The sequence below is a fragment of the Vibrio sp. 10N.261.55.A10 genome (genome assembly GCF_041470825.1).
Lineage (GTDB): Bacteria > Pseudomonadota > Gammaproteobacteria > Enterobacterales > Vibrionaceae > Vibrio > Vibrio crassostreae_C.
In genome coordinates this window covers 46945-67342 of the sequence record NZ_JBFRNC010000029.1, presented here as the reverse complement: position 1 = coordinate 67342, position 20398 = coordinate 46945, and the positions used below count along the sequence as shown (strand labels likewise).

Sequence of the window (20398 nt, the reverse complement as noted above, 5' to 3'; positions counted from 1 at the left end):
CGGGAACCCCTCCAGGGTGTTTTTTCCTAACTCATAATGGATAGGCTAAAGAGATGTTTTTCCCAACGCATCTCTCAAGTGCGGAGCGCATCATAGCAAACACGCTAAACCTGTAAAGGGTTTTTCTTATGGTTTTGTGTTAAATGCTGCCTTTTTGGGCAAAGATGGCGAAAAGTACGCATATTGCTCGTGAAGTGAACATCTATACTAAGGTTTACGTACTGATAGGTAACACCTTGAGGTGACTGGCTTTCTGTATTGTGTTCAATGTGTCTAAAACATGATGAAACGTAAATGGAATTTAATCTAGATTTACACTTCTTGACGTTACAGCATTCATCAGTTGATAGAATACGGTTAATTTCATTTATAGATAATAATACCAATCGTAGTAAATAACGTGTCATCTTAGCTTGCTAAAATGCTCGAGAACAGCGTCAGATATTTTGATTGTAGAATAACTACTTATCGAAACTATCTGTTGAAAAGAGCTGCCTTGTTCTCAAGCTTTTCCCTAAGCTATTTCTGACCACTTACTCACTGTGATTGGTACAAACTTACTTGCAGACCATTATTATGAAGCATAAATCTGTTTTAACCCTGCTTAGCTTGTCTATTCTTATGGCGTCTCCAGCCGTACTTGCTAAACGTATGGGCCCTAGCACTGTCACTGTTGTTACTGAGCAGGTTGATATTCACCAAGTTAGCCAATCTCTTTCGTTGGTCGGTAAGTTAGAAGCCGAGCAATCGGTAATGATCACTTCTGAAGTGGCTGGCAGAGTGGACTCTATCAACATTAAAGCCAATCAAGATGTCACTAAAGGGCAGATGTTGGTTCAGCTTGATGACGACAAAGCGAAAGCGGCGGTTGCAGAGGCTCAAGCTTATCTAAAAGACGAGCAACGTAAGCTAGCGGAATTTCAACGCCTAGTGAAACGTAACGCGATCACGCAAACTGAAATTGACGCTCAGAAAACGAACGTAGAGATTGCCAACGCTCGTTTAGCTGCTGCAAATGCCAATCTGAAAGATCTTCACATCAGCGCGCCATTCTCGGGCACTGTTGGTTTTATCGACTTTAGCCGCGGTAAAATGGTGACAGCAGGTACTGAACTCGTAACTCTAGATGACCTATCGGTAATGCAATTAGATCTGCAGATCCCGGAGCGCTACCTTTCTAAACTGTCTAAAGGTATGAAAGTAACGGCTCGCACTAGCGCATGGGGCGACACTCAGTTCACTGGTACTGTAGTAGGCATTGATTCTCGTATTAACGCTGAAACCTTGAACCTTCGAGTTCGAATCCACTTCGACAACAATAATGATTATCTAAAGCCAGGTATGTTAGTGGCGGCGGATATGGACTTCCCACCAGTGGAAGCGCCAATCATTCCAGTTCAAGCGCTTGAGTATTCTGGTACTAAGCGTTTCGTCTATGTTATTGGCGAAGATAACAAAGCGACTCGTACCGAAGTGTTCTTGGGTGCGCGTATCGATAACGAAGTTGTGATCGACAAGGGCATCGAGATTGGCCAGAAGATCGTGGTGCAAGGTATCGTGAACATGCGTGACGGAGTGTTGGTTCAAGAGCTCGCCGTTAATCGCCCAGCTAAACTTGATGAAAATACAGCAGCACAAGAAGGCGCTAACTAATGTTGTTATCTGATGTTTCTGTAAAGAGACCAGTAGCGGCTGTCGTATTGAGTCTGCTTTTGGTTGTGTTTGGTATTGTCTCTTTCAATAAGCTTGCAGTTCGCGAGATGCCTGATATTGAAAGCCCGGTGGTATCGATCAGTACTCGTTATGAGGGTGCGTCTGCCACCATCATTGAAAGTCAAATAACCTCTAATCTTGAAGACCAGTTATCCGGAATCAGTGGTATCGATGAGATCGAATCCACGACGCGTAACGGTATGTCGCGTATCACGATTACCTTTGAGCTTGGTTACGACCTCAATACCGGTGTGAGTGATGTTCGTGATGCTGTAGCTCGTGCGCAGCGTTCATTGCCAGATGAAGCCGACGACCCAATTGTTTATAAGAACAATGGTAGTGGTGAAGCTTCGGTCTACATCAACTTAAGTTCGACGGAGATGGACCGAACGCAGTTAACCGACTACACCGAACGTGTGTTGATTGACCGCTTTAGTTTGATTTCTGGCGTGAGCTCGGTGGATATCTCAGGTGGCTTGTACAAAGTAATGTACGTGAAGCTGAAACCTGCGCAGATGGCGGGTCGTGGCGTTACTACCTCGGACATCACTTCTGCTCTGAACAGTGAGAACATTGAAAGCCCAGGTGGTGAAGTACGTAACGATGCGATTGTGATGTCGGTTCGTACTGCTCGTTCTTACACTGAAGCGGAAGATTTCGAATATCTAGTCGTTAAACGTGCCTCTGATAACACACCTATCTACTTGAAAGACGTAGCGGATGTTTACATTGGCGCAGAAAACGAGAACTCGACCTTTAAGAGTGACGGCGTTGTTAACGTAAGTATGGGTATCGTGCCTCAGTCAGATGCGAACCCACTTGAGGTGGCTGACTTAGTCCATAAAGAAGTCGAAGCAATTCAAAAGTTCTTGCCAGACGGTACTCGTTTGGCTGTCGACTATGACTCAACTGTCTTTATCGACCGCTCAATCTCTGAGGTTTACAGCACGCTCTTTATCACGGGCGGCTTGGTTATCCTTGTGCTTTACATCTTTATTGGTCAAGCACGTGCAACACTTATTCCAGCGGTAACCGTACCTGTATCTCTGATCTCGTCGTTTATTGCCGCGTACTACTTCGGTTTCTCTATCAACCTGATTACCTTGATGGCACTTATCCTGTCGATTGGTTTGGTGGTAGATGATGCGATCGTGGTGGTTGAGAACATTTTCCACCATATTGAACGTGGTGAGTCACCGCTGCTTGCGGCCTATAAAGGTACTCGTGAAGTAGGCTTCGCGGTAATCGCAACAACGCTTGTATTGGTAATGGTATTCCTACCGATCTCGTTCATGGACGGCATGGTTGGCCTATTGTTTACCGAGTTTTCTGTATTGCTTGCGATGTCGGTGATCTTCTCGTCGCTAGTCGCATTAACGCTAACGCCAGTGCTAGGCAGTAAGATCCTTAAAGCGAACGTTAAACCAAACCGTTTCAATTTGTTTGTCGAGCGCGTATTTGGCAAGCTTGAGTCTGGATACCGCGCGGTATTGCGCCGTGCTCTTAACTGGCGTTGGGCCGCTCCAATCATCATTATCGCGTGTATGGGCGGTAGTTATGGCTTGATGCAACAAGTGCCGTCGCAACTGACGCCACAAGAAGACCGTGGTGTTATATTTGCGTTTGTTCGTGGTGCCGATGCAACCAGTTACAACCGTATGTCTGCCAACATGGACATCGTTGAAGAACGCTTAATGCCATTGCTTGGTCAGGGCTTCTTGAAGTCATTCAGTATTCAATCACCAGCGTTTGGTGGTAATGCGGGTGACCAAACGGGCTTCGTAATCATGATCCTAGAAGACTGGGATGAGCGTGACGTTACCGCACAAGAAGCGTTGAACGAAGTTCGTAAATCGTTGAACGGCATTCCAGATGTGCGTGTATTCCCGTTCATGCCTGGCTTCAAAGGTGGTTCAAGTGAGCCTGTTCAATTCGTACTTGGCGGTTCTGATTACTCTGAACTTCAGAAGTGGGCAGAGCTCTTAAAGCAAGCGGCTGAAGATTCTCCAATGATGGAAGGCGCGGACATCGATTACTCTGAGAAAACACCAGAGCTATTGGTAACCGTAGATAAGCAGCGTGCAGCAGAGCTAGGTGTTAGCGTTTCAGACATTTCAGATACGTTAGAAATCATGCTTGGCGGCCGCAGTGAAACGACCTTCGTTGACCGTGGTGAAGAGTACGACGTGTATCTGCGTGGTGATGAAAACAGCTTCAACAACGCGAACGATCTAAGCCAAATCTACATGCGAACTCAGTCTGGTGAGCTGGTTACACTTGATACGCTGACGCACATTGAAGAAGTGGCTTCATCGATTCGTTTGTCGCACTACAACAAGCAGAAATCGGTGACCATTAAAGCGAACCTAATGGAAGGTTACACGCTGGGTGACGCGCTCGATTTCCTTGATGAACAAGCGATTGAACAGCTACCGGGTGATATTTCAGTGAGCTACTCTGGCGAGTCAAAAGACTTTAAAGAGAACCAATCAAGTATCCTAGTGGTGTTTGCGCTAGCGATGCTGGTCGCATACTTGGTACTGGCCGCGCAGTTTGAAAGCTTCATTAACCCGCTGGTGGTGATGTTCACCGTACCTATGGGTATCTTCGGTGGCTTCTTAGGCTTGGTGCTGATGAGTCAAGGGCTCAACGTCTACAGCCAGATTGGTATGATCATGTTGATCGGTATGGTAACCAAAAACGGTATCTTGATCGTAGAGTTTGCTAACCAACTTCGTGACCGTGGTATTGAGTTTGAAAAGGCGATCATTGATGCTTCTGCTCGACGCTTACGTCCAATCATGATGACGGCATTCACGACGCTGGCTGGTGCAATTCCATTGATTACTTCAACGGGCGCAGGCTATGAAAGCCGAGTGGCTGTGGGTACGGTTATCTTCTTCGGTATGGGCTTCGCGACATTGGTAACTCTGTTCGTTATCCCTGCGATGTACCGACTGATTTCAGGATCAACACGCTCTCCGGGTCACGTGGAAGCGGAACTTAATAAAGAGCTTAGCTATGACAACGTGGGAAGAACCTCTCACGGTTAATGAACACGCACGATTAATGAACACGGAATAGTGTAACAATATTGAAAAGCCTGCGTTTGCTCCTAGCGAATTGCAGGCTTTTTTTGTATAACAAACAGAGCTCAACGAATTAATACAATAGATCGAATAAAGGAAAGTAAAGTGGCTGAATTTAAATACAAAGATCTTTCTCAAGAAGAACAAGATAAGCTGGATGCAGCAACCTTTCGTCGCCTGCTAGCACACCTAGATAACAATAAAGATGTGCAGAACATCGATCTGATGATCTTGGCTGGCTTCTGCCGAAACTGTTTCAGTAAATGGTACAAAGCGGAAGCAGAGCAACAAGGCTTAGACTTGGATATCGATGACGCTCGTGAGCGTGTATACGGCATGACTTACGATGAGTGGAAACAAAACCATCAACCAAAAGCGACGCCTGAACAACTTGCGGCATTTGAAGCGAAGCAGAAGCCAGAGTAATTTGTTCTCGTTAGTGGCTGATTAATAGAATGAATAAACAAAAAGGGCCCATCAAGGGCTCTTTTTTATTTCTAACTACCGGCTTATATGAACTTAAGCCAACTCACCCGTTTGCGAGAAAGCTTCTAACTTCGCTGCATAAGGTTGTAGGTCACCGATATTCAGATTTACCCACTCGTCATTGAAGTAAGTGTCTAGGTAACGCTCACCACTGTCACACAGTAAAGTCACGATAGAACCTTTTTCTCCACGTGCTTTCATTTCACTGGCTAATTGAAGCACACCGTACATGTTAGTCCCAGTTGATGCGCCGACCTTGCGACCAAGAATGTCAGATAACCAATGTGTCGTTGCGATACTTGCTGCGTCTGGGATTTTACGCATTTCGTCAACCACACCAGGAATGAAGCTTGGTTCTGCTCGTGGGCGACCAATGCCTTCAATCTTGCTGAATGTACTACCTTTCACGTTCGCATTGCCTGTTTGGAAGTATTCGTGGAATACAGAGTTCTCAGGGTCCACAACACAAAGCTTAGTTTCATGTTGTTGGTAGCGAATGAAACGGCCAATCGTCGCTGAAGTACCGCCAGTACCTGGGCTCATTACTACCCAAGCTGGAACTGGGTGATCTTCCATCTGCATTTGATTGAAAATGGAGTTCGCGATGTTGTTGTTACCACGCCAGTCGGTTGCGCGCTCAGCGTAGGTAAATTGGTCCATGTAGTGACCATTCAGTTCTTCTGCTAAACGACGAGACTCATCGTAAATTTCATCTGAGCGGTCAACAAGATGCGCTTGGCCGCCGTAGAATTCAATCTGCTCAATCTTCTTCTTCGCTGTGCATTTCGGCATTACCGCAATAAACGGCAGGCCAAGTAGGCGAGCGAAGTACGCTTCAGATACTGCAGTACTGCCTGATGAAGATTCAATGATCGTTGTTTCTGGGCCAACCCAACCGTTACAGATAGCGTATAAGAACAGAGAACGCGCTAAGCGGTGCTTTAAAGAGCCTGTAGGGTGTGTGCTTTCATCTTTAAGGTAAACATCAATGCCTTCGATACTTGGTAGATCGAGCTTGATAAGGTGCGTATCCGCTGAGCGTTGGTAGTCCGCTTCAATTTTACGAATCGCGTTGTTAATCCATTGATGGTCAGTGCACATAAACGTTCTCCTGATCGAGTGTAGGAATTCTTTGTAATTGGTATGGTTCCAATTTATCTATAATCGGAGAGAAAAACTTTGCCATATTTGCTTTGTTTTGCTTAAATTGTAGAAAATTATTCTCTTTAAATGCGATTTGGTGAAAGTGTGATAGATGCCGTAGATAAAAAAATATTAGGGTTACTGCAAGAAGACAGCACCCTGTCATTGAACGATATTTCTGAAGCAGTCAATCTCACCACAACGCCTTGCTGGAAAAGACTTAAGCGCCTCGAAGAGAACGGCATTATTGAGAAAAGAGTGGCGTTACTGAATCCCGAAAAGCTCGATCTTTCTTTTACCGCGTTCGTATTGATTAAAACCAGTGATCATTCTCACGAGTGGTATGGTCGTTTTGTGAATACTGTGTCGGAGTTTCCAGAAGTGATGGAGTTCTATCGCATGGCTGGCGAATATGACTATATGATGAAGGTTCAGGTGAAAGACATGAAGTGCTTTGATGATTTCTACAAGCGCTTGGTGAATAGCATTGATGGTATCTCTAATGTGACCTCGACATTTGCGATGGAACCATTGAAGTACACGACAGCATTGCCGCTTTAAGCTACGCCTAGTTACGCATTAACAATCGTCTGAGCTTAACTATCGTCTCAGTTTAGATATCGCCTCTGCGATAAAGAAAAGGATTATTCATGTTTGCAAAAGTATCTACCGCTATCCAGCTAGTATTGGCGGTTGCCATTTTTTACTTGGGTTACACCATCTACTCGTTTACCAATAAAGTCGGTGAAATCGTTGATACTTATCCGCAAGTTATCGAAGACATTTCGGGCCTCACGAAAGGGCTCAAAGTAGAAGAGCTATTAGCGCTTGCTGAACATGTCAGCGATCTTGCTCCTCAGGTGTTAAACACTGTCGAAGAAGTTAGAAAGACGATCGATGACGTGAATCAAACAGTAGCCTCGGTCGACAACAAAATCCCTGCGATATTAGATGAAGTCAAAAATGTTCGAACGGAAGTCGAGCAGGTAAGAACCGATGTTATTCCTCCAACATTAACGGAATTAAAGAGATACCGCGTAGATGTAATGCCACCAATGCTCGCTGAAAGTAAGTCTTACCGCGAACAGACTATTCCTGTCATCGTCACTGAATCTGAAATGCTACGAGCGGAAGTCCCAGGTATTTTGGCGCAAGCTAATTTGTTAGCTGATAAGAGTAAAGAGCTCGCTCAGGGAGCCGCAGAGGGCGCGGTGAAAGGCGTAGTGTTATCGCCATTTAACCTACTGCGTGACGCAGGTGATGGTATCAAAACGCGAGTTCAGAGCGAGTTTGAGCCAACGTTAGAAGTTGAGTAGGTTTAATGATTTTTAGGTGACGAATTTTCTTAAGCGTCATTAAAGAAAGAGGCTAGGTATTAAACCTAGCCTCTTTTTGTTTGTGCATATTTGTGGCTTGTAAGAAGCGTTTATCCGCTATTTATTTGAGCGCTACTTAGTAAAACGCATCACACCTTCTTGTACTGCTGTCGCTACCAGCTCACCTTTCTGGTTGAAGATCTCGCCGCGCACTAGGCCGCGAGTGTTCGCCGCCGTTGGGCTTTCAATCGCATAAAGCAGCCATTCATCCATCTTGAATGGGCGATGGAACCAGATTGAATGGTCAATCGTCGCTACTTGGAAGTTTGGCGTCATGATAGAGACTTCATGCGGGTGAAGCGCCGTCACCAAGAATCCCCAGTCCGATGCGTAAGCAAGCAAGTATTGGTGAATCAAGTGGTTGTCTGGCATTGCGCCATTCGCTCTTACCCAGAGGTACTGTTTCGCTTCCGCCTTCTTAGGTTTCAGTGGATTTACCACCGTCACCGGGCGCATCTCAATCGGCTTTTCGCCACAGAAGGTTTTGCGCAGTTTCTCTGGTAAGAATTCCGCAATGTGGCTCGCTAATTCAGTTTCTGAGGCAAAGTTCTCTGGTCCCGGAATATCAGGCATTGAAATCTGGTGCTCAAACCCTGGCGCATCGCCATGATAAGAAGCAGTGAGATAGAAAATAGGGCGGCCATTTTGAATCGCTTTTACACGGCGTGTGCTAAAGCTGCGTCCATCTCGTAGGTTCTCAACATCGTAAATGATTGGCTTTTCAGGATCGCCGGGAAACAGAAAATAACTGTGGAACGAGTGAACACTACGGTCGTCTTGAACGGTATAACGAGCAGCAGAAAGCGCTTGTCCCAATACCTGACCGCCGTATACCTGTGGTAGGCCTAGGTTCTCACTTTGCCCACGGAATAAACCTTCTTCCAGTTTTTCTAGCTGAAGTAAACTTAGTAATTCTTGTAAAGGTTGACTCATCGCCAGCATTCCTCTTCGTAAAATGGGTGTCAGATTATGGTGTTAATCATTTAGCTTAGTCAGATATCTGTCAATAAATCATAGGGTTTCAAGACAGAATATGAAAGCTCTCTTATAATTGGTGAGTAGATTTGCCGAGTCCGGCAAACATGTTGAGAGAAATTGAATATGAAAAAGGCTCTAATTCTTATTACGTCTTTAGTATCGTTTGGCCTACTTGTTGGTTGCCAAGCAACATCAGAAACGAGCGCTTCTCAGGAAGTGGTTGCAGAGAACACTCAAGTGATTTCAGGAACAGTAAGCTACCGTGAAAGAATTGCATTGCCAGAGAATGCAGTGGTTACCGTTACGCTAGAAGATATCTCACTGGCTGATGCACCATCGACGGTTATCGCAACTCAAGAGTTCACCACAGACGGTAAGCAAGTACCGTTCGCATACGAGCTGAGCTACGACAACGACAAAATTAAAGCTAACCACCGTTACAACATGCGCGCATCGATTCATGTTGACGGTAAACTGCGTTTCATAACGGACACGATTAAGTCAGTAATTACTGATGTAGAAAATACACAGCAAGCAGACCTACGTTTGGTTGGTGTTCGTTAATCAGAAGTCGATGCCACTGTTAAGGCATCTTGATTGGCTTAACTTAGCCAGTTGAATCAGCGATTAGTGGCAGCTCTAGGGCTGCCATTTGTATATTCTGAGTTTGATCTTTCCTGCATCACTCACCTCAATCCCTTCTTTAACCAAATGCTGCTTTTGTCGGTCGAACGAATCACCCTTTAAAGAGATTTCACCCTTGCTGTTTATCACTCGATACCAAGGCAGTTTGCTACCTTCTGGCAGGTTACCCAGCGCTTTACCAACATGGCGCGCATAGCCCGGAAATCCTGCAAAACGTGCTATGTCTCCATAAGTTGTTACTTTCCCATATGGAATTTGGTGAATCACAGCAAAGATTTGGCTCAAAAATTGGTCCATACTAAATGTTCCTAGTTCATAAATACCAATCACAGTAAATAAGTGTTCAAAAATAGCGCAGGGAAAAAGCTTGAGAGCAAGGCCGCTCTTTTTGATAAGAAGTTTTGATAAGTAGTTATTCTACAATCAAAAAATCTAACGAGGTTATCGAGTTTTTTAACAAGCTAGGGTGACCAGTTAATTACTACGATTGGTATGGTACCACGGATCGGTAGAAGGAGAGGGCTATGGTATTTACAACGTTTCAGTTCTTGATCACCACATTATTAGCGGTTGTTTGCGCAAGAGCAATCAGTTTAAGTGAGGGAGATATCCCGGTGCTTGCAATGGTCATTCCTGCATTATGGATTTTACCGCAGGGAGGCATAGCAGGATTAGCTTTGCTTGCTGCCATGACCACTTATGGTCTAACCCTTCCTTTGCAGCCTATCACGCTGTCTGTCAGTGCGTGGGTACTGTTCCCGCTATTGATGGTGGTCTTCTCAAGACGCAGTAGTTTGTCGGTCGTGATTATTTCCGGCCTAATTGTGACTACTTTGCAGGTCGGGATCATGGTCACGCAATCAGCAGGCAAGCTTGAAGGCGTCCCGTGGGTTACCACACTTCAAACCTTATCAATCATCGTGATTTGGTGGGCGGCAAATCATCTTAAGCCAGCCAGTCGACACAGCTGGTGGTCATTAGGCTTAATACTTCCATTATGGATAGCCGATTTACCTTATGCCGCTTTGGTTGCCTTGTGTATAACGGGCATCATGGCATCGATGGAAACGCTGACGCGCTTGAAAACCTTCCGCTGGAATAAACTATTATGTTGGACACTGCCAACGGTCGGCTTTGCGGCTCTGGTGATTACTCCAAGCATCGAAGTACCAAGCCCAGTCTTTGTGGTGTGGTTGTGTCTATTAGGTACCGCGTGGATGACAGACTACATCATTCGCACAGAAGATAACGAAGACATCGATATCTAGTACTCCAGCAATCCAAACCTTCCAAATGCAGGTAAATGGTGAATTTACCTGCGATTTTCTAATGGTTTGAATAAAGGATAAGCACTTAGACCGCAATTGTTCAAAAATAGGGTGGAAGGGCTTGCAATGGTTGCTGTGATGCTTAATAATCCAATCACTCTTTGAGGCAAGCCTCTTAGAAAACGAATCTATGGGGGCCTGGTCCTCCCGCAACAATAGCTCGTGAACTCGGTCAGGCCTGGAAGGGAGCAGCCGCAGCGAGTGACTTGTGTGCCGGGATGTGGCTGGGTTCCCACCCCTTATGAAGCCTGCAATATATGTTCGCATAAATTGCAGGCTTTCTTCATTTCTGCATCATAAGTCTTCATATTTGCACCATAAGTCTTCATAGTCTATTTTTTGTTGTAGGTTTACAACAAAAGTGATTTGCTATGTTCGATCAAACCAAGAAATCATCTCACGTACACAACATCTGTAAGTTCATGAGCTTGAAGAATGATGCTGTTGTCCGCACTCTCTCTATTTTGGAGTTCGATTTCTGCTTTCACCTCGAATATAACGCAAACGTTAAAAGTTTTACCTCTCAACCTTTTGGCTTCCACTATCAATTCAATAATCGTAAGTGCCGATATACCCCAGACTTTTTAGTAACAAATCACAACGAGCAGTCAACCCTCTTCGAAGTAAAACACTCTAGTCAGATTCTCAAACCTGATTTCAGGAATAGATTTGAAGAGAAACAAAGAGTGGCGTTGAATGAGTTCAACAGACGCTTAGTTTTGGTTACTGAGAAACAAATTAGAATGGGACCGACGTTAGATAACTTTAAGTTACTACACCGTTATTCCGGATTGCGAACCGTGACTGAGTTTCAAAAACTAGTATTGGCGTTTATTCAACGAAAACAAATGGTGCAGCTACAAGAGGTGTCTTTGTATTTCGGTTTATCGGAGCAAGACACACTTATCTCTACTCTTCCTTGGATCTCTTCGGGGCAAATCAAAACAGACCTCAACAATATTGGCTTTGGCCTCGAAACCTACGTTTGGTGTTAACTATGCCATCGGACTCTAACAGCATATTTGGGTTCTTTGATGAATTTGAAGCTTCAGAGGGAGAGTCTCAGCAGCTTCCAATAGAGCTAATTCATGAACCTATTGAAATCACCTCAACTATTGATTCTCAATCACCGAAGGTACAGCAAGAAGTTATCCGTCGTATCAAAATCATCGCGTTCGTAGAGAAGCGTTTAAAAGGCGGATGGACCGAGAAAAATTTGAACCCTCTCTTAACTCTTGTGGAATCGGAATTACAACTCATTCCCCCGAGTTGGCGAACTTTAGCAACTTGGAAAAAATCTTACTTTGAAGCGGGGAAAGACCCATGTGCGCTTATTCCTAAGCATACGTTTAAAGGCAATCGACAAAAAGAGTTCGATTCTCAATCTTTAGTTGATGAAGCAATTAACAGCGTATACCTGACTCGTGAACGCTTAAGTGCTGCTGAAGCATATCGATACTATAAGAGTCGAGTGATTCAATTAAATCGTGGGATTGTTGAGGGGAAAATAAAACCAATTGCCGAACGTTCTTTTTACAATCGAATACACGACTTACCTCCTTATGAGGTAGCGAGTGCAAGGTTTGGTAAAAGATACGCAGACCGAGAATTTCGCTCGGTTGGTCAGCAAGTAGTTTCGACCAAACCAATGGAGTATGTCGAAATTGACCATACCCCAGTTCCAGTTATTCTGATTGATGATGAGTTAGATATTCCTTTGGGGCGACCCTACCTGACGATGCTTTATGATCGCTTCAGTAAATGTATCGTTGGGTGCAGTATCAACTTTAGAGAGCCTAGTTTTGACTCTGTCAGAAAGGCGCTATTGAACTCGCTACTAGATAAGAGTTGGGTAAAGCAAAGGTATCCATCCATTGATAATGAATGGCCTTGTCACGGCAAAATTGACTGTTTAGTTGTCGATAATGGTGCTGAATTTTGGAGTCAAAGCTTAGAAGATTCGTTACGGCCTCTAGTGTCTGACATCCAATACAGTCAAGCAGCTAAACCTTGGCGAAAGTCAGGGATCGAAAAGCTGTTTGATCAGATGAATAAAGGGTTAGTGAATTCACTACCTGGAAAAACATTTACCAACCCTACTCAACTACAAGATTACAACCCAAAGAAGGATGCGGTGGTTAGAGTTTCTGTATTTCTTGAATTACTTCATAAATGGATTGTCGATTATTACCACATGGCACCAGATTCAAGAGAACGTGATATTCCATACCACAAGTGGAACCAATCGGAATGGACTCCCTCCTACTACGTTGGTACTGAGAAGGAGCAGTTGAGAGTTGAGCTAGGTTTGCTTAGACACCGAACTATTGGAGTGGCAGGGATTAGACTACATAACTTACGTTATCAGTCCTCCGAACTTATTGAATACCGTAAATATTGGGCATCTAACAATGGTAAAAAGCTTTTTGTTAGGACCAAAACAGACCCCTCTGATATCAGCTACATTCATGTTTACCTAGAATCGGAAAAGAGGTACATAAAAGTTCCAGCGGTAGACAACTCTGGATATACAAAAGGACTGTCCCTTTTTGAACATGAGCGCATACAAAAAGTACGCAGGATTAACACTAAGCAGCTTGCTGATGATGAGGCGCTTGCGGATACATTTCTGTATATGAAAAAACGTATTCAGGAAGAAACCGATAGGTTCCGCAGTGCCAAAAGTAATAAGGGTAGCTTGCCTAAAACGGGTAACACTTCGAAATTAGCAAAATTTAATGATGTGGGCTCAGAGGGGCCAAGCTCAATCAGTACGGCTCCGGCAAAAAAAGAAGCTGCGGTCGTGTTCGATGTTTCAGAACAAGTAGCTGATGATGATTTTGAAGATATTGAGGGGTATTGATTTGAACTTAACATCTAGACAGTTTGAGCAACTAAAACTCTTTGAAACCAGCTTTATCGAGTATCCAGCTATAACTGAAATCTACTCCATTTTCGATCAGCTTCGTTTTAATCACTCCCTTGGCGGTGAACCGGAGTCTTTCTTGTTAACTGGTGAGGCCGGAAGTGGAAAGACGGCTTTGATTAACAACTATTTATCACGCTTTCCGCCGAGTTCAACTTGGAGTAAACAACCTGTTCTTAGCACCAGAGTTCCAAGCCGCATAAATGAACAGAACACGCTTACGCAGTTTTTAGTCGATTTAGATGGAAAGTCAGGTGGAAGAGGTACCCGACGACGTAATGAAATTGCTCTTGGTGAGGCTGTCGTAAAGCAACTTAAACGTAAATCTGTTGAGCTGATTATCGTCAATGAAATTCAAGAGCTTGTGGAGTTTTCTACAGCAGAAGAAAGGCAGGCTATTGCTAATACGTTCAAATACATAAGTGAAGAAGCAAAAGTCTCGTTTGTGTTGGTTGGTATGCCTTATGCTGATGTGATAGCGACAGAGCCGCAATGGAACTCACGATTAAGTTGGAGACGAAAGATTAACTATTTCAAGCTGTTGAAAGCTAACAGCCATTCGAGTGTAACGGCATCTTATAGTTTTGACTTGGAGCAAAAAAAGCACTTTGCTAAATTTGTCGCTGGTTTGAGTGCGAGAATGGGCTTTGATGAACCGCCGGTGCTTACAAAAAATGAAGTGTTATATCCTTTGTTTATTATGTGTAGAGGGGAGTGCCGAGCGTTAAAGCACTTCTTGAAAGACGCACTACTTATGAGTTTCAGTGAGAACGTTGATACGATAGACAAAGAGATATTGTCACGTACCTTTTCATTTAAGTTCCCCTACTTGGACAACCCTTTTAATTGTTCTATCGAGGAGCTTCGTCTTCATCAAATTGACTCTGGATCGTCTTACAACCTGAATGCCATTGCCGTAGAAGATAAGATACTTGCTCCGCGATTTACGGATGCAATTCCATTGAGTATGTTATTGAGCAAAAATGGACTTAAAGCTTAAGTATTACTTCTCGCTCTTTAGGTTATCCAACAGCACCACCTTCTCTTCATCACTCATCTTATCAATGGCGCACGCTAACTCAGCGCTCAATTCGCTCCTACAGAAAAAGTAGTTTAGCGGCACATCTAACTCTTCAGCCATACGTTCAAGCGTACCAATATCGGGTACATGTCTGCCTTTCTCGTAATGATTCATACGACCGCTAGCAGAACTTTGCTCCATACCAATTTTCACCCCTAAATCTTTTTGGGTGATCTTGGCTTTTTTACGCGCAGCTTTGAGCCTCGCAGGGATTGGGTTGTCTTTTTGCACTTACACATTTCTTTTCAACCTTTAGATAACTTAGATTGTCTAAGTTTTACTGATTTTTGTATACTTAGCAATCCTAAGTTTTTATTGCCTGTAAGAGTCTCATGAAGAAAGTAATCAGAATTAACCCTCACATGTTTAACCTATTGATTGAAAAAGGGATGGATAATTTCTCCGTCACAGAAGCTAGGGATGCTTTGTTAAACGGTACTTCAGCTTTCCCGAGCAAGGACGACGCGCGAAAGTATGTTTATAAGCAACTTCTATCTTTTGAGGAGAAAGGCTGGCTTTCTGTTATTGGGGTTCGCAGAGACAAACGCTACCATCAAACTAACGAATTCAAAGCGCTCACAATTGAGCCTAGATCGGGTCGAAATAGGAAAGCTAAGGTCGACTCAACGGATATTCAAATTCCAGAGTGCTCTCTAAATGCACTAGAGCGAGAGAAGAAACAGCATGAAGGCGAGTTGGCGATTACTCTAGGCGAGATTGAGGAATACCAATCGTTGTTAACGCGTTTCCCAAACAACAAGCAAGATATGCAGCCGCTATTTAATGCAGCAAGAGAACGCTCAGCCAAGCTATTAGGCAGAATTAATGCACTAACCAACTGGATGCAAGTCGCGCAAAGCAAGGCTCATCAATGTTAAGAGCATGGCAAGCCGAGTGTGCAGCTCAAGCTATCGAGAAATTCACTTCAAATAAGCATTCACATTTCTTCTGCCAAGCGACCCCTGGAGCGGGCAAAACCGTTATGGCCGCCGAGGTGGCGAGTCGGTTATTTGAAAGAGGCATGATTGACTTAGTGCTGTGCTTCTCGCCCTCTCTGACTGTTGCTGAAGGGATGCAAAAGACCTTTTCATGGAAGCTCGAATGTTCCTTTAATGGAGGCTTGGGCTCTCTAGGTGGGTCTTATACTTATCAATCGATCCGTTTTTTAGGGGAGAACTTTTGGAACACCGTCAGTAAATATCGAGTACTAGTGGTATTTGATGAGATCCACCATTGTTCGTTTGATGACGAGGGGCGGTCAAATTCATGGGGGCTAGAAATTGTTTCTAAGATCCAAGGCTTTGCTCGTTACACTCTGGCGCTGTCGGGCACGCCTTGGCGTTCTGACCGACTACCGATCGTCATGGCTGAGTATTCCGACCCTGATGGTAAGGTTGTTTGCGATTATCAATACGGCTTGCAACAGGCAGTTGAAGATAAGGTATGCCGCCGCCCTAAAATCGTTTTAATCGATAATGAACACCTGAGCGTTAAGGCTGGCAGTGACAATCAACACTTCGCCTCTATTCTTGATTGCCTTAAACAATCCGATGTCTCTTACCAAAGCGTCATTCACAACGAAGACGCTATGAATTACATACTAAATAGCGGTTGCCAAAAGTTAGAGCAGATAAGGCAAGAGTCCCCAAGTGCTGGAGGCTTGGTGGTCGCCTCTTCTATTAAGCACGCTAAAGACATTCAAAAGCGACTTGTTGAGCACTTTAATCAATCAGCATGCATAGTGACTTATCATCACGATAATCCGTTAAATGAAATTGAATCTTTTCGTCATTCAAGCGTTCAGTGGATAGTCAGTGTTGGGATGATAAGTGAAGGAACGGATATTCCAAGGCTGCAGGTTTGCTGTCATATGAGTTCGGTAAAAACGGAGCTTTACTTTAGACAAGTCCTTGGAAGGATATTGAGAGTTAATGATTCACCCAATCAAGAAGCCTGGTTGTATACCTTTGCCGAAGAAAGTTTGATTGGGTTTGCTGAAAGAATTGAGCAGGATATTCCTGATAGCTGCATGTACATTAAACAAGATAACAACGTACCGAGTGGTGTTGATGAAATACGCCTGCAGTCAAGCACTGTATCGGAAAGCGTTCAATCTAATCGACCCCAACCAAGCTTACTTAGTTGGGGAGAAACTTCAGATATGATGAATTCAAATAATGCAGGGTTCACTTTAGCATTTGATGAACTGAGGTTAGGCCAATTTAAACAGCGAGTGATCGCTGCATTTATCTAAATAGATTCCGCTTCAATCTCTTTCAGTGTTTTGCCTGTAGCACTTCTCCAGTAATCGGGTCCGCTGTAAGGGTAACCAAGTAGTACTGCGGCGGCTTGAGATGCTCTCGGCTCCAATAATTTTTGCCCTAGATAATCAATAACATTACCGCTCGGTGATCACAGACATAGTAGACACGTTTGCAACAAACTTTTGGACAAAAGCTTGCTAGAGTTATTGTACTAGTCGATAGTAATACACATTAGATTTTGTAGGGGTAGTGAAGGAATCTAACGAATGCCCTCACTCCATTGACCATCACATGTGTTACCCGCAGTGGTTTAACCTTTTAATTTGTAGCCAAATTAACTATTTCACTACACCACGTCACAGACTATTGTAATATTTACATCACACCGCCAAAAAGAAAGTAACACGATGATTTAAAAAGAAAATCAAACAAGACTCCATAATGATACCCTTCCTTATACCCTGTAATTACTAAGATGCATAATATACAGGGGAATAGCATATTAAATACCACTATTTTAGGAAGCTACACTCTAAAACTATTTATGGTTACTTTTGAAGGCAGAGAACTCCAAACAACTGGTGGAATGTGACCGTAACAATTTACTCGCTAAGTCGCAATGGGGCACATTGCGAGATAGAAAATGTTGTTGGTTCACTCTAAATTAGTGGCCAAATTCACTTAGCCACAACATACCAACTTCGATTGGCTTAGGTAATGAAGGTAGTGACTTGGTTTAGGTGGCCAAGTCAGCTATCTTTCATATTGACGGACAATTTAACGCTGACATTTTGTGAGCCCCCGAAAAATAAGAGAGCAGATATATGCAAAGTAATTTCCTCAGTCACTTCATGTCCTTATTATCTATTACTAGCGATTACATCTACTTTAAGGATATGAATTATAGGTTCATATTGTGCAGTCAGAACTTTGCAGAGCTTGTCGGGAAAAACTCATGGAGGGAACTTCACGATAAAGATGACTTTGATCTGTTTCCTCATGAACATGCATTAATGTATCGTAAGGAAGATGAGAAAATAATCGAAGGTCGAATACAGAAAACAACCTCAATCGAACCTTATACAGATAGTGAGGGAAATGAGGGCTGGGTATCTACCTGTAAATGGCCTCTTTACAAAGATGGAGGAAGTGAGTTGATAGGAATGTTCGGTATTAGTCGTGATATTACTGAGCAAGTAAAGCTTCAAAAACTTCTTGACCTTAAGGAAAAAGAATTAGTTGAGGCAAATATAAAATTAAAGGAGCTTAGCGAGATTGATCCTTTGACAGGGCTATATAATCGTCGTATTTATTCAGCATATTTAAAAAAAATTTCAGCCTTAGCAATGCGATCTGGTGAGCCCTTGTCACTTCTGATTATAGATATTGATAATTTCAAAAACTACAATGATAATTATGGTCATGCTGCGGGGGATACAACGCTAAAGATAATTTCTAGCCAATTAAGAAAAAATGTGTATAGAGATTCTGATCTACTAGTAAGGTATGGTGGAGAAGAGTTTGTGGCTGTATTGCCCAATACTAACCTCCGTGATGCAAAACATGTCGCAGAAAGAATAAGAAAAAATATACAAGCTGAAGCAATGACTCATGAATACTCTTCCGATGCAGGTGTTGTCACGGTAAGTATTGGCATTTCTACTATCAAAGGAAAAGTTATTGATACCGATAACTTGTTTTTACAAGCTGACAATTCCCTTTATAAGGCTAAAACATCGGGAAGGAATAGGTGTGAAGCCTTTTGTTGTGGCTAAGTAATGTTGGCCACTAATTTATAGTTCCTAGGGCGCTTTGGGGCGAAAGCGATTTAGCTAATTACTATCACGTTAGGCTAAATAATCTCTTTAACTGATAGTGTAGTGGATTAGCAAATTTGGTTAGATAGTTAGAGTTCTAGGCATGAAAAAAAGTAAGTCAAATGATGCTTTAGTGAAGAGTTTGTTCAATCGGTCGAAACACACAATGGGGCAGAATTTTCTTAGCTCTTTCGCATCATAGTTGTGATAACCAAGCGATTCTGTCGTATTTTGAATGAGTTCATAGGCATTTTTTCAAAATATGTTGGCCTCTATGGTTGCAATGCATGAAATATCTCCGATACTAAAACTTAGAAACTCTAAGTTTTAGTGGTGACATGTGAAAACGGACATTCAACTTTACCCTGACGAATCGCTCGAAAGCTTCTTGTTGCGTTTATCGCAAGAGCAAGGTTACGAGCGATTTTCTCATTTCGCCGAAGGTATCTGGTTCGACACCATGGATCAGCATGAAGCGATTGCTGGTGCTTTCCCGCTAGAGCTCAACCGAGTTAATATCTACCACGCTCAAACCACAAGCCAAATGCGGGTACGGGTTCTTATCCACCTTGAGAACCAATTAAAGCTCAATAACTTTGGTGTATTGCGCCTAGCGCTATCACATTCAAAAGCTCAATTCTCTCCGCAATACAAAGCCGTACATAGATTTGGTTCTGACTATCCTTATGCTTTTCTTCGTAAGCGCTTCACGCCTATTTGCCCTCTGTGTATTAACGAAGCACCCTACATTCGCCAGCAGTGGCAATTTATCTCTCACCAAGCTTGTGAACATCATGGCTGTAAACTGATTCATCACTGCCCTGAGTGTAAGTCGAGACTTGAATACCAAAGTACCGAGAGTATTGGCCAGTGTGAATGTGGGTATGAACTTCGAAACTCGCCAGTAGAGGATGCGCCAGAGGTTGAGGTGTTGGTCGCTCAATGGTTGTCAGGAAGTGATTCAAAACCCTTGGGATTATTGAAAGCAGAAATGACGTTATCTGAGCGTTATGGTTTTTTTCTTTGGTATGTAAATCGTTATGGCGATATCGATGACCTCAGTTTTGAGTCATTCATTGAATATTGTGGCTCTTGGCCAACGGCATTGTGGCAAGACCTCGATGCCTTGAAAGAGAAGGCAGAACTTGTGCGAGTAAAAGATTGGAAGAAGATGTTTTTCAATGAAGCTTTTGGTGCTCTGCTTAAAGATTGCCGTCAGTTACCCAGTCGGCAGTTGAGTCACAATATAGTGCTTGCACAGATGTTAGCTTACTTTACAAAGCTAATGGCAACAGTGCCCTCAAGCGGCAAAGGAAATATCGGTGATGTACTGCTCAGCCCCTTAGAAGCTTCTACATTGCTTTCTTGCACCACCGATGAAGTGTATCGGCTGTATGAGTTTGGTGAGATTAAAGCCGCTGTCAGGCCGCGAATGCATACAAAGATAGCGAGTCATGAGTCGGCGTTTACTTTAAGAAGTGTCATCGAAACAAAGCTGACTCGAATGAGCTCTGAAAGTGATGGTTTAAGTGTATATCTACCTGAGTGGTAA

The 20398-nt window shown here is 43.4% G+C and carries 19 protein-coding genes and 1 other RNA gene; 15 read left to right on the top strand and 5 right to left on the bottom strand.

What is annotated here, in order from left to right; all coding sequences use genetic code 11:
• The first annotated feature begins 576 nt into the window (after positions 1-576).
• The 3 genes from AB4274_RS09195 to AB4274_RS09185 all read left to right on the top strand — a co-directional run bounded on the left by AB4274_RS09195 (position 577) and on the right by AB4274_RS09185 (position 5228).
• A complete protein-coding gene (locus tag AB4274_RS09195; protein ID WP_372111855.1) occupies positions 577-1653 on the top strand; it encodes an efflux RND transporter periplasmic adaptor subunit in 1077 nt (358 codons plus the stop codon).
• On the top strand, positions 1653-4766 hold the full coding sequence (vexH, locus tag AB4274_RS09190) for a vibriobactin export RND transporter permease subunit VexH (protein WP_372111852.1): 3114 nt from the start codon (positions 1653-1655) through the stop codon (positions 4764-4766). The genes AB4274_RS09195 and vexH overlap by 1 nt, the downstream gene beginning before the upstream one ends.
• A gap of 141 nt (positions 4767-4907) precedes the next feature.
• Entirely contained in the window at positions 4908-5228 is a 321-nt protein-coding gene (locus AB4274_RS09185; protein WP_004736423.1) for a DUF1244 domain-containing protein, read from the top strand.
• 93 nt (positions 5229-5321) lie between these two features.
• Here AB4274_RS09185 and AB4274_RS09180 read toward each other — a convergent pair whose 3' ends face one another.
• Positions 5322-6389, bottom strand: a complete 1068-nt coding sequence (locus AB4274_RS09180; protein WP_017064069.1) for a PLP-dependent cysteine synthase family protein — start codon at positions 6387-6389, stop codon at positions 5322-5324.
• Positions 6390-6518: 129 nt separating this feature from the next.
• On the opposite strand from AB4274_RS09180, the gene AB4274_RS09175 reads away from it, so the two are divergent.
• Positions 6519-6992 carry an Lrp/AsnC family transcriptional regulator gene (locus AB4274_RS09175; protein ID WP_017078855.1) on the top strand — a complete coding sequence of 158 codons (474 nt, stop codon included), beginning with the start codon at positions 6519-6521 and terminating at the stop codon, positions 6990-6992.
• Positions 6993-7081: 89 nt separating this feature from the next.
• Positions 7082-7747: a hypothetical protein gene (locus AB4274_RS09170; RefSeq protein WP_065584123.1), complete on the top strand. Its 666-nt coding sequence runs from the start codon at positions 7082-7084 to the stop codon at positions 7745-7747.
• A 132-nt stretch (positions 7748-7879) separates the two neighbouring features.
• On the opposite strand, the gene tesB is transcribed toward AB4274_RS09170, so the two are convergent.
• Positions 7880-8740: an acyl-CoA thioesterase II gene (gene tesB / locus AB4274_RS09165; protein ID WP_372111850.1), complete on the bottom strand. Its 861-nt coding sequence runs from the start codon at positions 8738-8740 to the stop codon at positions 7880-7882.
• Positions 8741-8908: 168 nt separating this feature from the next.
• On the opposite strand from tesB, the gene AB4274_RS09160 reads away from it, so the two are divergent.
• A complete protein-coding gene (locus AB4274_RS09160) occupies positions 8909-9349 on the top strand; it encodes a YbaY family lipoprotein (protein WP_372111847.1) in 441 nt (146 codons plus the stop codon).
• Between the two features lie 75 nt (positions 9350-9424).
• Here the strand turns inward: AB4274_RS09160 and AB4274_RS09155 are convergent, their stop codons facing one another.
• Positions 9425-9727, bottom strand: a complete 303-nt coding sequence (locus tag AB4274_RS09155) for a DNA base-flipping protein (protein WP_372111845.1) — start codon at positions 9725-9727, stop codon at positions 9425-9427.
• 227 nt (positions 9728-9954) lie between these two features.
• On the opposite strand from AB4274_RS09155, the gene AB4274_RS09150 reads away from it, so the two are divergent.
• The 5 genes from AB4274_RS09150 to AB4274_RS09130 all read left to right on the top strand — a co-directional run bounded on the left by AB4274_RS09150 (position 9955) and on the right by AB4274_RS09130 (position 14684).
• On the top strand, positions 9955-10698 hold the full coding sequence (locus tag AB4274_RS09150; protein WP_017071711.1) for a hypothetical protein: 744 nt from the start codon (positions 9955-9957) through the stop codon (positions 10696-10698).
• Between the two features lie 196 nt (positions 10699-10894).
• Positions 10895-10991: signal recognition particle sRNA small type (ffs, locus tag AB4274_RS09145), an RNA gene on the top strand.
• A 138-nt stretch (positions 10992-11129) separates the two neighbouring features.
• Entirely contained in the window at positions 11130-11753 is a 624-nt protein-coding gene (locus AB4274_RS09140) for a Tn7 transposase TnsA N-terminal domain-containing protein (RefSeq protein WP_372044232.1), read from the top strand.
• 2 nt (positions 11754-11755) lie between these two features.
• Positions 11756-13621 carry a Mu transposase C-terminal domain-containing protein gene (locus AB4274_RS09135; RefSeq protein WP_017067306.1) on the top strand — a complete coding sequence of 622 codons (1866 nt, stop codon included), beginning with the start codon at positions 11756-11758 and terminating at the stop codon, positions 13619-13621.
• A complete protein-coding gene (locus tag AB4274_RS09130) occupies positions 13590-14684 on the top strand; it encodes a TniB family NTP-binding protein (protein WP_372111842.1) in 1095 nt (364 codons plus the stop codon). The genes AB4274_RS09135 and AB4274_RS09130 overlap by 32 nt, the downstream gene beginning before the upstream one ends.
• Positions 14685-14687: 3 nt before the next feature.
• On the opposite strand, the gene AB4274_RS09125 is transcribed toward AB4274_RS09130, so the two are convergent.
• Positions 14688-14996, bottom strand: coding sequence for a helix-turn-helix domain-containing protein (locus AB4274_RS09125; RefSeq protein WP_372111840.1), 309 nt, complete (start codon positions 14994-14996; stop codon positions 14688-14690).
• A gap of 101 nt (positions 14997-15097) precedes the next feature.
• Here AB4274_RS09125 and AB4274_RS09120 point away from each other — a divergent pair, with 101 nt between their 5' ends.
• On the top strand, positions 15098-15643 hold the full coding sequence (locus AB4274_RS09120; RefSeq protein ID WP_372111837.1) for a hypothetical protein: 546 nt from the start codon (positions 15098-15100) through the stop codon (positions 15641-15643).
• Positions 15637-17019 carry a DEAD/DEAH box helicase gene (locus AB4274_RS09115; RefSeq protein ID WP_372111835.1) on the top strand — a complete coding sequence of 461 codons (1383 nt, stop codon included), beginning with the start codon at positions 15637-15639 and terminating at the stop codon, positions 17017-17019. The genes AB4274_RS09120 and AB4274_RS09115 overlap by 7 nt, the downstream gene beginning before the upstream one ends.
• Here the strand turns inward: AB4274_RS09115 and AB4274_RS09110 are convergent.
• Positions 17016-17135 (bottom strand): DUF4357 domain-containing protein, encoded by a 120-nt coding sequence (locus AB4274_RS09110; protein ID WP_241823911.1) that lies wholly within the window; start codon positions 17133-17135, stop codon positions 17016-17018. The two genes, AB4274_RS09115 and AB4274_RS09110, sit on opposite strands and share 4 nt — an antisense overlap.
• A gap of 718 nt (positions 17136-17853) precedes the next feature.
• Here AB4274_RS09110 and AB4274_RS09105 point away from each other — a divergent pair.
• A complete protein-coding gene (locus AB4274_RS09105) occupies positions 17854-18804 on the top strand; it encodes a diguanylate cyclase (protein WP_372111831.1) in 951 nt (316 codons plus the stop codon).
• A 382-nt stretch (positions 18805-19186) separates the two neighbouring features.
• On the top strand, positions 19187-20398 hold the full coding sequence (locus tag AB4274_RS09100) for a TniQ family protein (RefSeq protein ID WP_372111828.1): 1212 nt from the start codon (positions 19187-19189) through the stop codon (positions 20396-20398).